Here is a 14,746-nt window from a genome sequence, read left to right on the forward strand (position 1 = left end):
GGCTGTTAGGCTGAAGGCTGTTAGGCTGAAGGTTGTTAGGCTGAAGGTTGTTAGGCTGAAGGTTCGGAAATCTTCCCTTCGGTATCGCCATCGGTATCGCCATCGGTATCGCTATCGGTATCGCCATCGGTATCGCCATCGCCATCGGTATCGCCATCGGTATCGCTATCGGTATCGCCATCGGTATCGCCATCGCCATCGGTATCGCCATCGGTATCGTCGTTGCCATCACCATCACCATCACCATCGCCGTCGGTATCGCGACGGGAGCCGGGATCGGGGTCGCCGTCGATCGCCACCCGCAGCGAAAGAACCTGGCCGATGTCGGTCGCGACCGCGAGACGGACTCTGACGGCGAGACCGATTGCGGCACCGATCCCGATAGCGACCCCGATACCGATACCGATACCGACGAGAATGCTCCGGACCTACAGCCTACAGCCCAACCCGGATAAACCGGAGAGAAACCACGGATGAACACGGATGGACACGGATCATCCGGACGCTCCAGAAAAAAACAGGCGGTCTTTACCTCTCGCAAAGGCGCAAAGACGCAAAGCCTCGCAAAGCCGGAAGCGGAAAAGGGGGATTCCTTTGCGAGGCTTTGCGTCCTGGCGTCTTTGCGAGAGACCGGATACGTCGATTCCGGAACCGGATCAGCACCAGTGGGGCATTTTAGCCCCGGGGCATGCCGGACGACACTGCCGGGATTCCCTCCTCCGTCCCCGCATCGGGTTTCCCCGCTCTGAAAGCGGTGGGAGCCCACCGATGATCTCAAATCTTGCTCATTTTGCCAAAGATCTTACTTCGTAGGGACTACAGCCTTCAGCCTACAGCCTACAGCCTTCCGCCTCAGTTGAACGGCCGGGTCGAGGCCATCAACTCGCCGACGTTGCCGGGGTCGAAGAAGCCCCGGAAGCCGTGGAAGCGCTGGATGTACTCCACGATCTCGCCGTGACCCGGCAGCGGGTGGGTGAAGACCTGCAGGATCCCCCTCGCCTCGGACCCGATCAGGCCCGGCGTGGTGAACGGGACGCCGTGCTCCCGCCCAAACGTCACGAGCGCAGCGATGTCGTTGGTGTAGAACGCCGTGTGGTGGACGCGGGGGCCGTGCCGGGCCACGAAGCCCCAGACCACCGAATCCTCCGCCCAGCCGTAGGAGGCGACGAGGGCGGGGCGGGCGTCGCCCCGGCGGAAGGTCATGGTTTCCGCGTTCTCGCTGCCGATGGTGAAGCACTCGGAGAAGCGGTAGGGGGTGAGCCGCATCAGCCGGGTGGCCGCGTCCTCGAACCCCTCCAGGCGGATCCGGAAGGCGACGTGGTCCACCACGTTCGCCCGCACCGCCGCGGGGGGGAGGTCACCCGGCGCTTCGGGCACGTGCCCGACGGGGGCCCAGGCCGAGGCTTTGCCCTGGATGCCGGCCCCGGGCGCCAGGTATTCGAACCGGGCCTCCAACCCCGGGATCTCCGCGGTGACCAGGCGGTCGGGCCCCTCCTCGAACGCCGTGCCCTCGTCGCGCACCCGGCGGGCCACGGCGGCGGGTTCGGCGCACTCGAACCCGATGGCCGTGAGCCGGGGGATCGAGTCCCCGCCGACCCCGGGGGATTCTTCCACCACCAGGGAGAGAGTGTCGGCCGGGGACCGCAGTTCGACGCACCGGAGGCCGGCAGCGGGAATCTCCCACGCCGCGGCGGGGGTGAAACCGGTGAGGCGGGCGTACTGCTCCGCCACGGGCCGGGCGGCGCCCGGAGCCACCCGGTAGCGGAGGAGGCGGACCCCTCCGACGAGGTCCCGGACAGGGCTATCGCCGAGTCGGTCCCGGAGTTCCGTTAGACGGGGTTCGAGGCTTCGGGGCACAGGGGGATCCTCCTTGTGGTTCGTTCTTCCGGGCCATGCCGGAGTCTGATTCAGATGCGTTTCCCGCCGATGGGGATGCGACCCGGCGGTGCGGGGCGCCGGCGGCAGGGCAGGGGTCCCGGTAGGTCGACCCGGAGAGGAACACCGTGGCGTCCATCCGGTCGAAGCGTCCGCCGGGGATGGTGAGCACCCGTTCCACTTCCCGGGCGAGCGCCTCCGGCATGCGGGGAAAAGCCGGGGGGGAGGGGGATTCCGTGCCCGCGGCCGCACCGGCGGCGGGGATGACCTCGAAGACCGGCCGTCCCCGATCATGCCGGACCCTCACGAAGGTGGGGATGAAGCCGGCCCGCTTCACGGGGGTCAAACCCCCTCCGGCCCTGCCCACCTCGAGCCAGACGATGGCGCTGCGGTCCCGGGGAGGGGTCCGCTGCCCCGACACGAAGTTCCCCAGGGAGTACAGGACCAGGCACTCGGCGGGCTTCCCGCCGCGGTCCACCGTGACCCACTCGGCCTTCTGGAGGACGTGGGGGTGGGAGCCCACCACCACGTCGACCCCGTTCTCGGCCAACCAGCGGGCCGTTTTGCGCTGCAGGGGCGTCGGGGCCGCCTGGTACTCGTTTCCCCAGTGGACCGCCGCCAGGACGACGTCGGGCCGACGGTCCGGGGGGAGTGCCCGGAAGGCCGCCAGTTGGGCCTCGATGTCGGACGGATCGTCGGTCCGGGTGCGGGCGGTGGTTTGGGGCGGGAGGGGGAAGTTGAGCAGCTGCGTGAAGGCGATGACGCCCACCCGGACACCCCGCACCTCCACCAGGCACGGGTAATCCCCGCCGTCCACCCGGAAGAAGGGGGGAAGAAGGCCCCCGGCCAGGGAAGGGACCAGCGGCGTGGAGCCCGTGCGGAGAAAGCCCGATCGGTCGAGGAGCGTCACCGTCCGCTGGACCCCGCGCGACATCCGGTCCATGGAGTGGTTGTTGGCCAGGGTCAGCAGGGTGAACCCAGCCCTCCTCAGCGAAAGGGCCAGCGCGTCCGGGGAGTTGAACATGGGGTAGCCGGTGTACCGGGCCTCCCGGCCGCCCAGGACGGTCTCCAGGTTGCCGGAGGCGATGTCGGCGCGGGAGAGGATCGGGCGGACGCAGGCGAAGACCTCGTCGAACGCCCACTCGCCGCCCGGACGGGCCCCGCCGCGGAGCTGGGCGTCGTGGCACATCAGGTCGCCGGTCAGGGCGATCCGGGCCCTGGCGTTCCCCGGGGCGTCCGGACCGGTCACCCCGGAGGCCAGGGCCGCCAGCATCGCGCCCACGAACGTGAAAAACGGGACCATCCGGGTACCTCCGCCGGGGCCCGACGACGGGCCGACGGCGGGGGCATTCTAGCCCAACGGGTGAATCAGTGCAAACGCTTCGGTTCCCTTCATGCTATAATCAGGCCGGTTCAGAAGGCGGAAAGGGAAGCTCTTCATGGACATGTCCGGCAGAGACCCCGAGAAGGACGAGACGCGCAGCGGGCTGAACGCCCCCGCTCCCGGGACTTCCTCCGATGACGTGCTCGTGGTGACCGGCGAGGCGTCAGGGGACTGCTACGCCTCCCAGGTGGTGAAGGCGGCCCTCGCCGCGGCCGGTCCGGGGCGGACCGTCCGTTTCTTCGGCTCCGGCGGGGACGCCTTGAGGGCCTGCGGGGTCGATCTGCTCACCGACATCCACGAGCTGTCCGCCATCGGGCCCATCGAGGCCTTCAAGCTGGCGGGGAACTACTTCCGGCTCTTCTCGGGGATCCTCCGGGAAGTGAAGCGGCGGCGGACACGGGTCGCCCTCCTGGTGGACTTCCCCGATTTCAACCTGCCCCTCTCCGGCTTCCTCCGCCGGCGCGGGGTGCAGGTGCTCTACTACATCTCGCCCACCGTCTGGGCCTGGCGGCCGGGCCGGATCCGGGTCATCCGGCGAAACGTCTCGCGGCTCATGTGCATCTTTCCCTTCGAGGAGAAGCTCTACCGGGACCGGGGTGTCGAGGTGGAGTACGTGGGGCACCCGCTCCTCTCCACCGTTTCGGACATCGAGCCCCGCGACGATTTCCGGAGGCGGTACGCCCTGCCCGAGGGGGCCTGCCTCGTCAGCGTTCTCCCCGGGAGCCGCCGGAAGGAGGTCCAGCACATCCTCCCGATCCTGCTCGAGGCCCTGGAGCGGATCCGGGCGGAAATGCCGGACACCCTCTTCGTCATCCCGGCGGCTTCCGCCACGGTGCGGGCCGAAATCCAGGGGGTGATCTCGCGATGGTTCGACAGCGGTCCCCGGCACTTGCGCGAAGAAGACCTCCGGGTCATCGACGGGGACGCCACGAACTGCCTGGCGAACTCACACGCCGGGATCGTCAAGTCGGGGACGTCCACCCTGCAGGCTGCCGTGGCGGGGACCCCCTTCATCATGGTCTACCGCACGACCCTCCCGACCTGGGTCCTCGGTCAGATCATCCTGCGCAACAAGTACTTCTGCATCGTCAACCTGATCGCGGACCGCGAGATCGTGCCGGAGATCCTCCAGAAACGCCTGACGGGGGAGACCACCGCCCGGGCTTTCCTGGACGTGGTGCGCTCCGAGAGCCGTTACCGGAAAATGAAAGGCGAGCTGGAGGAGATCCGGGACACGCTCGGGAGCCGCAGGGCCCCGGAGAGCGTTGCCGCGCGGCTGCTGGAGGCCCTGGGCCGGGAACCGGCGGCCTCGGAAGGAGAAAGGAATGCGTAAACTGCTGCTGATCCTCGTGACGGGTTTCCTGTTCCCGGTGGTGCGGGCCGGCCTGCCTGATAAACTGCCCCGGTTGGATATGCTGTCCGTCAGCGTGGACGCGAAGCTGGCCCCGGCGGAGAGCCGGCTGGACGCCACTGCCGAGGTCCGCGTCCGCCTGGCCGACCGGACCAACTTCATCGGCCTGCGGCTCAACGGCAACCTGGAGGCCACGGAAGTGACCGACGAACAGGGTGAGGCCCTGCGCTTCGTCCAGGAGTCGGGGGAGCCGGCCGGCCTGGTCGTCCACCTCGGGTCGCAGCGCGAGGCGTCCACGGAACTGGTCGTCCGGGTGGCCTACCACGGGGTGTTCGCCGTGTCCGAGTTCGATTTCAACCGGGCCGTGGGGAGTGACGCCTACTCCCTCGTCAGCCCCGACCTGGTGGAGCTTTACGCGTCCGCTTTCTGGTACCCCCGCTCTTCCGATATCCTCGACCGTTGCCGCTACGCGTTCCGGGTCACCCTGCCGCCGGGGCTGACGGTGTACACGGCGGGTGAACTCGCCGAGAAGACCGAAGAGGGCGGTGCCGCGGTCTTCTTGTACCGGACCGACGGCGAGACCCTGTCCCCCTCCCTGGTGGCGGGGCGGTTCCGGGTGGTGGAGAAGGAGACGGGAGGGGGGGAGCGCATCCGCTTCGCCCTGCGGAAGGACATTCCCGACGAAGGGGCCGCCCTGGACAAGTTCGTCGCGTGCGCCTCCTTCGTCGAGGAACGCTTCCCCCGCATTCCCTGGCCGGCGGGCCTCACCGTCGTCGAAGTGTCCAACGAGTGCCGCGAGACCTTCGGCATGCCCGGCATTGTCTTCCTCCGGTCGCGGGAGTTCGCGGCCGCGGCAACGCACCTCCGGGAGGGGTACCGGCGTTTTGCCCAGCAGAAATGGCTTTTCCAGCTGCGTTATGTCTCGCTCGCGGACGCCTGGGTCCCCGAGGGCTTCTCCCGCCTGGCGGCGGCCTTCGGCATGGCCGGGAAGGACGGGGAGGAGGCCCTGGCCCGGGAGATGCGGGCCTGTGCCGTGGACGCCCTCAAGTTCGCCGATGCCGAAACGGTCCGGCGGGGGGTGCGCCTGGGCCCCGGGTCCGAGAAATACCACTCCGTCGTGGTCTCCAAGGGCGCCTGGGTGCTCTACATGCTCCGGGGCATCCTGGGGGCGGCGGAGTTCGAGCGCCTGATGAAGACCGTCGCGGAACACGGCCTGAAGGAGCCCCTGGATTCGGGGGTCCTGCAACGCCTGGCGTCGGAGATCCATGGGAAGGACCTCGCCTGGTTCTTTCCCCAGTGGCTCGACAACGTGAACCTGCCCCGGTTTTCCGTGGACTACCTGGTCTTCCGGAAGTCCGCCGGTGGCTACACGGCCGAGGGCAAGGTCGACCAGGAGGGGACCCTGTTCAGGATGCCCCTGGACCTGAGGGTCAACCTCAAGGACGGCTTCGAGCACCGGACCCTGGAGATGGCGGGGGACATGACCCGTTTCCGCTTCGACATCCAGGCCCGCCCCGTCAAGCTGGATCTGGACCCCGAGTACCGGATGCTCCACCGCAGCCGCGACCTCGAGGTGGAGGTCTTCATCGTCCGCGGGGAGGAAGCCTTCGAGAATGGCGATTACCTGGGCGCCGTCGACCACTTCCGCCGGGCCGTGGAACTGGAGAACCGGAACTCCCTCGCCTACTTCCGGATGGCCCTGGTCTTCTTCGCCCAGGGCAACTACAACACGGCGGTGGACACCTTCCGGGACGCCCTCAACGGGTCCGGGAAGCCCGAGTGGGTGTTGGCCCTGTGCTACTTGAACATCGGCAAGTGCTACGACCTTCTGGGTCAGCGGGAGCGCGCCATCGCCGAGTACAACAAGGCCATCAACACCGCCGACGACTCCCGGGGCGCCGTCACCGAGGCCGGGAAGTTCATCAAGGAACCCTTCGCCACGGGCAAACCCGGCGAGTCCGCCCCCCCTCCCGAACCGCCGGCCGGCAGCGAAGCGAAAGGGAAAACGGACACAAGGGCTCAATGAAGATCGTCCGGCCCCGCTGAAATGAGTTCAAGGGGATATCTCTCGCTGTGCCCCTGTGTTGACAAGATCAACGACGCCTGGTGGAGACATGGAAGATGGTCGCACCTGAAAAACCGAGGACGAAGGCAAGCACGCGGGACGCGGAAAAACGCGCGGCCATGGCGCGGCTGCTGGTGTTGTCGGCGGCGGTCCTCTGTGCCTCCGGGTTGGCCCGGGCGGCGACGTTTTTCGCTTATACCGACCCCCAGCGGGTCTTCACGCTGGAGTTCGGCAAAGAGAACCGGGCGGTCCTCAACGTGCTCAACCTCACCGACTACGTCCAGATCCTCGAGGCGCAGGGAATCCTGGTGGTGGGGAAATCGGGCTCTGCCACCGTGGGACAGGTCTTCGCGGAGAAGGGGGAGGATGGGCAGGTCCGCTACTTCGCCTCCCGGATCCTCAAGGAGCGTTCCGTCACGGGCGTGGACCTCTGGGGGGCTTTCCGGGGCGGGGACGACGTCCTGAAGGTCTTCATCCAGATGGGCGGGCGGGTCTTCGAAATGGAGTCCCTCGCGGAGCCGGCCTTCGAAACCTTCCTCAACCGCCTCTCCGAGCTGGACCTCAAGGCCTCCGACGTGGCGACCGCCATGAAGAAGGGCGAAATCGGCGACCTGGGGACCTTCTATCCCTGGGAAGAGTCCGAGGAGTATCGGAAGGTGTTCGACGCGGCGGTCACCGACGACGGGGTCAACCCCACCAAGGTCATCCGCCGGACCCCCATCCTTCCCACTCCCGAGGCCGAAGCCGCCGGGTACGCGGGCAAGGTGTCCGTCAAGGTCGTCATCGACCGCGCCGGGAACGTCGTCTCGGTGAAGTTCGACACGACCCCGCCCCACGGGATGGGGCGCCGGATCGAGGAGACGATCCGGAACGGGTGGCGCTTCCTGCCCGCCACCTCCGGGGGGGAGGTGGTCCCCTCCGAGGCGAAGATCACCCTCGAATTCGGGCCGCGGCATGGGGCTTGAGAAACTGAAACACGGCGGGGACCTGGACCGGGCGGTGGCGGCGCTGCGTGCGGCCGGTCGGACGGTGGTCTTCACCAACGGCTGCTTCGACCTCCTCCACCCGGGGCACATTCGCTACCTTCGGGCCGCCCGCCGACTGGGGGGAGCCCTGCTGGTGGCCGTCAACACCGACGCCTCCATCCGCCGGCTCAAGGGGCCCAGCCGGCCGGTCCAGCCGGAGGGGGACCGCGCCGAGATCCTCTGCGCCCTGGAGATGGTGGACCTGGTGACCCTCTTCGACGAGGACACCCCCCTGGACCTGATCCGCCGCCTGCTCCCCGACGTCCTGGCCAAGGGCGGCGACTGGCCGGTGGAGCGGATCGTGGGCCACGCGGAGGTCCTCGCGAACGGCGGGAGGGTCTTCTCACTCCCCTTCGAGGAGGGCTTCTCATCCAGTTCGCTCATCGATGGGGCCCGGTAGCCTTTCCCCAGGGTGTCGGGTCCCCGTCGAGACCCTTTAAGAGGCTTTTGGCCAAGGCGGTCTTCCTTTGCGGGCTTTGCGCCTTGGCGAGGGCCGGTCCGGATCTTGACCTCGCAAAGGCACAAAGCTCGCAAAGAAAATCGGATAGCCAGGGATGCGTCCAAAAGGAAATACCGATTTGACGAAAGAACCGAAAGGCAGGAAAGCGGATACGGCGACCCCCGCCGACGGCGAGGGGACTCAAGTGCCGGCCCGGTGCACCGTGGTCGGGTTGCCTGGCGAGCCACCGGCCGCCGCTCCTGAATATAGCCCGTCGCGCCGAGCTGCCCGGGCGCCGGTTCATCCCCCGATGGCCGTTCTTCTCGCGCTCGTGATGGTCGCCGTCGGGCTGGTGTCCATGCTGGCGGTCTCCCGCCGGAATGCACCGGTCTGGGACGAGGTGCACTTCTACGGCATCGGGTACTACTACCTGAAGACCCACCAGTTCAACATCCCGGGTGCGGGGATTCACCCCCCGGCGAGCTACTACCTCAACTCCGTGGGCCTCCTGGGCCGGGACATCCCCCTGCGGGTCTTCGACCCTCTCCCGCCCGGGGAGCAGGTGGTCCGGAACCTGGGGGCGCCGGACCCCGACCGGGGCAACCGGCTGCTTGCCGGTCTCGGCTTCGAGCCCTTCTTCGTGGGGCGGGTCCCCTTCATCCTGGCCTGGGCCGGTCTCGGCGTCCTGGTCTTCCTGTGGTCGCGGCAGGCGTTCGGCCCCGCAGACGGGCTCCTCTCCCTGGCCCTCTATCTCCTCTGCCCGAACCTGGCGGCCCACGGCCACCTCATGACCACGGACTTCCTCGTGAGCGCCCTGATCTTCGCGTCTCTCTTCCTCCTGGCACAGTGCCTGCTCCGGCCCGGGACAGGGGTCCTCGTCGGCCTCCTGGCCTGCCTGTCCCTGGCGCCGGCCGTCAAGCTGACGGGGTTGATGGCGCTGCCGCTCCTGGCCCTGTCCATCGGGATCTTTAGCGTCTTCGGGAAGGAACTGAAGGTCCACGTGCCCTTCCGTGGGACGCGCGCGGTGGGGAGGCCGGCCTTTCTCCTGTACTGGGCGTGCTTCGGGGTCGTGGCGGCCGCGGCCCTCTACCTGGTCTTCGTGGCCCTGTACCTGGGGGACTTCTCGCTCCGTGCCCTGCGCGTGAACGTCGAACTCGTCGCCCTCTGCCGGGAGCGGGGCCACGCGGTCCTGCTGGACGGGGAGATTTCCCGGCACGGCTTCGCCCGGTTCTACCTCCTGGCGATTCTGTACAAGACCCCGACGGCCGCGTTGGTCGCCTGGATGCTGTCGATGGTGCTCCCCCGCCGCGGCCGCCGGTGCGCGTGGGCCGTGCCGGTGGGCTTGGCGCTGGGGTTCGGGCTGCTGGTCTCCTTCTCCGGGTACACCCTCGGCTTGCGCTACGCCCTCGTCGTGTTCCCGCTCCTGTACGTCGCGGCGGGGCGGTTCCTCCTGGAGGTGGGCCGGGCGTCCCGGGAAGCCCGGCTCCGGGCCGGCCTGGCCTTTCTCCTGGTCCTGGCCTGCCTGGCGGAGCACGTGCAGGTCTGGCCTTTCCCCCGGTCCTACATGAACCCGCTCCTGGTGCGGGGGCCCAAGTGCGAAACCCTCGCCGACACCGACCTCGACTGGGGCGAGGGCCTCTTTGCACTCCGGGACTTCATGCGGGAGAAAGGGATCGCGGCCGTCCCCCTCAGCTACAACGGATCGGTCTGGCCGGAGATCGCCGGGGTGAAGACCAGTTGGTACGAAAACCCCCTGATCCCCTACCGGGACCTGCGGCCGTTCCCGCGCCACGGGCTCTTCGTCATCAGCGCCACCAACCTCGGCGGCCTCTACTTCGACCAGGACAAGTACGCCTGGCTGCGGCGGGAAACGCCGCTGCGCGTCCTGGGCGGCGCCCTTCACGTCTACGACCTCGACCGGCTCCCCCGGTTCCTGGACGGGACACCCCGGCCGCGGCTGCCTTGAAACCCGCGGCGCCCCCGCGGGTTCAATTTACGGGAGAGTTCCGTTTTTTTTCGCAACCCTCCCGTGGTTGGGACCGTCTGATATTCAGAGGCCATCGTGTATGGTCCGGGCATAGGAATAACCCCAATCGGGATGAATACGGAGGGATCATGAGGAAACACGTCACGCGCGCCCTCGGGTTGCTGCTGTTCCTGTTCGGCCTGGCCGGTTCGGCCCCGGCGCTCCGGGCCGAAACCGTCATCTGGGTGGACCGCAACGACGACCTGAGCACCGGCTCGGGGCTCACGCTCCGGAAGGCCATCGAAGAGGCGAACCGGGCGCCTTCCGGCGACCTCGTGCGAATTCGCTTCAAGGCCGAGAACGCTTATTCGAGTTACCGGTTCACCCTGGGGAGCCCGCTTCCCGCCCTGGTCCACCGGAACGTCATCCTCGACGGCCAGTTCGACGACGGGAGCGGTCGCAAGGCCTGCATCCGCATCCCGGACGGCGCCGTGAACACCGGGCAGGCGATACTCCCCGTCCTCTCGGGGGGGAACGTCCTCCAGAACCTGATCATCGGGGGCGGGCGCGGCACGGCCATCCTCTTCTCGGGGTCCGCGGCGACCCTCAACCGTGTCTACCGGTGCGCCCTGGGTTACGACCCCCAGGACGAGGACAGCCCGTACGACGGGATGCGCCTGTACTACGGCATCGTGCTCAAGGACGGCGCCCACGACAACGTCGTCGGCGGGCCCGCTGCGGACGATGTTGTCCTCGGCAACCGGATCACTAACTGCAGCAAGGCCGGGATCTTCATCCTCGGGGAGACGACCAGCCAGAACGTCGTCCAGGGGAACGAGATCGGCAGTTTCACCGAGTCGAGCCTCTACGGCAACCGGGTGGGCGTCCACATCCAGGACGGCTGCCGGAACGTGGTGGGCGGGGACCACGTCTCCAAGGGCAATGCCATCACCCTGAACCAGTTCAACGGCATCCTGCTGGAGGGCCCCAACGCCGTCCAGAACTACTTCGGCCGGAACTCCATGTGGGACAACGGCCTCCTCGGCATCGACATCAGCCGCTCCCACGTGGGCGACGGGCCGAACCGGGCCTTCATCCCGGAGATGCGCCAGGGACCCAACTACTGGATCACCGCGCCGATCATCGACTCCTACTACTGCGTGACCACCATCGACCCTGAGAATCCCTTCTACTTCTATATTTCCGGTCGTGCCGTCCCGAACTCCAAGATCGAGATCTACGAGGCCGATCTGCATGTGAGCGGTTTCGGCGAGGGGAAGACCTTCCTGTCGGAGGCCGTGGTCGATGCCGAGGGGGCCTTCTTCACCGGCTTCTACGCAACCCCGAACCGATTCATCACCCTGCTGGGCAACTACCTCGGCAACAGCTCGGAGTTCTCCCAGTCCCTCCAGTTGATTCAGTCCTCGCCGACCATCCCGGTCCGGATGATCCAGTCGTGGCAATCCTTCTTCCTGATTCCGAAAGGCTTCACCCGGCAGTGCGGCTTCACGCTGTCCTCCCCGGTCGCCCTGGGCAACTCCCAGACGGTGAACCTCACCATGCTCGATTCGAAAATCGCCGAGGCGCCGTCCGCGGTGCCGGTCATGGCGGGGCGCAACTTCGGGACCTTCAGCGTCACCGGCCTGGACGGGGGCTGGACCGAGTTGATCATGCGCCAACCCCTGAACGAAGGGGGGACCTTCTGCGGGGTCACCGTCCTCTGCGACGAGGCGGAGCCCATCAACCTGGATGCCGGCCCCTTCGACCAGGTGCGGTCCCTCAACGGGAGGATCTTCTACCGGTTCTTCCGCTTCACCGCGAACGCCGGTGACGTGATCAGCGCCCTGGCCGAGCCCAACGGGGCCTCCCCCATCGACCCGGTCGTGGTGATCTTCGGCGGGCACACCCAGAACCTGGCTTTCAACAACGACTTCTCCGGGGAAATCAACTCCTTCGCCCAGACCACGATCCCCGAGGACGGGACGTACTTCGTCGGGGTGGGGGACCTCTACCGCTACCAGGGGGATGTGCTGTCCTTCCGGGTGAAGATCTCGAAGAACCCGGGCGAACTCGACATGAACACCTCGTTCGAGACCCAGCAGGCGTTTTCCACGGACGCGGCCCCCGGGCGGCTGGCCCTGGGCGACCTGAACAACGACGGGTACGACGACGCCGTGGTGGCCCTCCCCGGCCCGAAGAAGCTGCAGGTCTGCCTCAAGGACCCCCGGCCGGACGCCCGCTTCAAGGACCCCGTCTACATCGGCCTGGCGTTCACGCCCGGGGCGGTGAACATCAGCGACCTCGACGGCAACGGGTGGAAGGACATCGTGGTGGCCGGCCTGGGGAGCGGCGGGGTGACCGTCATCTACAACAACGGCCAGTTTGCCGCCAAGGGCCCCTTGAAAGAGGCGTCTCTCGACGCGATGCGGCGGTCCTTCGTTTCGGCGGCCGGAGGGGACGTCGGGGCCAACTTCGACGCCAACGCGGACGGCTACCCCGACTACGCCCTCCTCGACTCGGGGACGGGCCAGCTCCAGGTCTTCCTCAACGACACGCACGGAAACCTGGCGGCGGGCCAGTCCTTCCTGGCCGGGCTCAAACCGCTTTCCATCGCGGTCGATGACCTGGACCTGGACGGGAAGACCGACCTGGCCATCGCCGACAACACGTCCAACGCCATCAACCTCTTCGGCGGGAAGGGCGACGGCACCTTCCAGGGCAGGGGCTCCCTGGGCGGCTTCTCGGCCCCCGTGGACGTCAAGAGCACCGACCTGGACAACGACGGCATCCCGGACCTGGCAGCGGTCAGCGAGACCAGCGGCGGGTTGCGGACCTTCCGAGGGACGGGGTCGTTCAACTACCAGGCCTACCAGGACCTCGCGTCCGGCACCAAGCCCAATTCCCTGGCCATCAGCGACATCAACGGGGACGGCATGGAGGACGCCGCCGTCTCCTGCTCGGTCTCGAACGACATCTACATCTACCAGGGCGGCTCGCTCGGGCTGCTCATCCCCATCGCCCGGCTGACCCAGTCCGGGGAGATCGTCCAGCTCTACTGGTACTCCTTCGGCATCGCCGGTTCCTACATCGGCGTGGCGCCGGACGAGCAGTTCGTCCAGGTGCTCCAGGGGTCGTACTCGATGCTGGACTTCCCCTTCGCCGAGTCCGGGAGCCAGGTCCGTTCCGCCTTCGCGTTCGCCAACCCGTCGGACACCGACGCCATGGTGTACTTCTCGATCTACAACCCCGACGGGACCCTCGTGTCGGACGCCCAGGTCCAGAACCCCGTGGCCATGACGATCCAGGCCCACCGCCAGGCCTCCTTCTTCACCGACGAACTCTTCGGGGCCGGGGTGTCCTTCTACAAGCCCTCCATGCGGGCCTACTCCCTCAACCCGGCCGTCCAGGGGTTCTCCCTCCTGGTGGGCGCTGCCGGAAACCTCCGCATGGACGGCACGACGGCCATGAGCGGCGTTTCCGCGCACCAGGTGCTCCCCTCGCCCTCCAACGTCCCGGGAAGCCTCGACGGGTGGTACTCCGTCGAAAACCCCGGGAGCGAGGCGGCCACGGTGACGGTGACCTGCCGCAACGCCGCCGGGCAGGCGCAGGGGACCCCCCGGACCTTCGACATCGCCCCCGACGGGCGCGCCACCTTCAGCTTCTCGCAGTACTTTGCGGGGAGCAGTGAACCCTGCTACCTGGACTTCTCCTCCGACCGCATCTTCGAGGGTTTCCTCTACGCCGACAACGTCGAGTTCGTGAGCGCCGGCAACGGCCTCCCGGTCCCCGACCCCTCGACCGACGCGCTCGTGAAGTACGTGCCTCACTTCGCCGAGGGCCGGCTGTACCGCTCCACCCTCGACCTGGTGAACACCGGCGAGGCGGCGGCCCTGGTCACGCTGCGGGCCCTGGACGACGACGGGGCGCAGATCGCCCAGTCCCAGGCGCTCGAGATCCCCGCGCACGGTATGCTCCGCGGGGACCTGGACGATCTCCTCGGGATCGATTCCCAGTCGGCGGACGTCATCAGCGGGTTCCTGCGGGTCGAGAGCAGCCTCGGCGGCGTGACGGGCGTCCTCACCTTCTCCGACCGCGTCGGCGGCCGCTTCGCGTCCACGCTGCCGATCCAGGCCTCCGGGGGTGCGCGCTGGGTGTTCTCCCACGTGGCCGTGGGGGCCATCGGCGGCATCAACTACTTCACGGGGATCACGGTCCTCAACGCCGGGACGGCCGACGCCCCCGTCCACTTCTCCGTGTACGACCAACTCGGCGCCCTGAAGGGGGAAGGTGATTTCACGGTCCCGGCCGGGCGGAAAGCCAGCCGGATGCTGACGGACTTCGTGCCGGGGTTGCAGGCCCAGGCCGGGGGGTACGTCACGCTGACCTGCTCCGACCCGTCCGCGAACCTCTTCACCTACGAGTTGTTCGGGAACGACGGGCTGGCGTTCCTCTCGGCGGTCCCGGCCCAGCGTCTTCAGTGAGGGGCGGAAAATGGAGGGCCGCGAATTTTGGAATTGACAAAAGGTCGCGACTCTGGTATCTTCCGCCCTTCGTAGGCGCGTAGCTCAGTGGGAGAGCACTTCCTTGACGCGGAAGGGGTCTACGGTTCAAATCCGTACGCGCCTACCATTTTTTTTATCC

The 14,746-nt window shown here is 67.6% G+C and carries 9 protein-coding genes and 1 tRNA gene; 7 read left to right on the plus strand and 3 right to left on the minus strand.

Annotated features, from left to right (window positions below):
• Positions 1-50 precede the first annotated feature (50 nt).
• From KA419_03880 to KA419_03890, 3 genes are all read right to left on the minus strand, one after another.
• The gene (locus KA419_03880; GenBank protein ID MBP7865066.1) at positions 51-299 is read right to left on the minus strand and encodes a hypothetical protein; all 249 of its coding nucleotides are present in this window, start codon (positions 297-299) and stop codon (positions 51-53) included.
• Positions 300-852: 553 nt separating this feature from the next.
• Positions 853-1,857, minus strand: a complete 1,005-nt coding sequence (locus tag KA419_03885; protein ID MBP7865067.1) for a hypothetical protein — start codon at positions 1,855-1,857, stop codon at positions 853-855.
• Positions 1,802-3,178, minus strand: a complete 1,377-nt coding sequence (locus KA419_03890; protein ID MBP7865068.1) for a CapA family protein — start codon at positions 3,176-3,178, stop codon at positions 1,802-1,804. Before KA419_03890 ends, KA419_03885 begins: the two co-directional genes overlap by 56 nt.
• A gap of 136 nt (positions 3,179-3,314) precedes the next feature.
• Here KA419_03890 and lpxB point away from each other — a divergent pair, with 136 nt between their 5' ends.
• The 7 genes from lpxB to KA419_03925 all read left to right on the plus strand — a co-directional run bounded on the left by lpxB (position 3,315) and on the right by KA419_03925 (position 14,734).
• Positions 3,315-4,592 (plus strand): lipid-A-disaccharide synthase, encoded by a 1,278-nt coding sequence (lpxB, locus tag KA419_03895; protein ID MBP7865069.1) that lies wholly within the window; start codon positions 3,315-3,317, stop codon positions 4,590-4,592.
• On the plus strand, positions 4,585-6,636 hold the full coding sequence (locus KA419_03900) for a tetratricopeptide repeat protein (GenBank protein MBP7865070.1): 2,052 nt from the start codon (positions 4,585-4,587) through the stop codon (positions 6,634-6,636). Before lpxB ends, KA419_03900 begins: the two co-directional genes overlap by 8 nt.
• A 95-nt stretch (positions 6,637-6,731) precedes the next feature.
• Entirely contained in the window at positions 6,732-7,640 is a 909-nt protein-coding gene (locus tag KA419_03905; GenBank protein MBP7865071.1) for an energy transducer TonB, read from the plus strand.
• A complete protein-coding gene (rfaE2, locus tag KA419_03910) occupies positions 7,630-8,100 on the plus strand; it encodes a D-glycero-beta-D-manno-heptose 1-phosphate adenylyltransferase (protein MBP7865072.1) in 471 nt (156 codons plus the stop codon). Before KA419_03905 ends, rfaE2 begins: the two co-directional genes overlap by 11 nt.
• 349 nt (positions 8,101-8,449) lie before the next feature.
• Positions 8,450-10,105, plus strand: coding sequence for a hypothetical protein (locus KA419_03915; protein ID MBP7865073.1), 1,656 nt, complete (start codon positions 8,450-8,452; stop codon positions 10,103-10,105).
• Between the two features lie 149 nt (positions 10,106-10,254).
• Positions 10,255-14,586, plus strand: a complete 4,332-nt coding sequence (locus KA419_03920; GenBank protein MBP7865074.1) for a VCBS repeat-containing protein — start codon at positions 10,255-10,257, stop codon at positions 14,584-14,586.
• 73 nt (positions 14,587-14,659) lie between these two features.
• Positions 14,660-14,734 (plus strand) — tRNA-Val (locus KA419_03925).
• The last annotated feature ends 12 nt before the right edge of the window (positions 14,735-14,746 follow it).

It is taken from the genome of Acidobacteriota bacterium (assembly GCA_018001935.1).
In the GTDB taxonomy this organism is placed as follows: domain Bacteria; phylum Acidobacteriota; class JAAYUB01; order JAAYUB01; family JAAYUB01; genus JAGNHB01.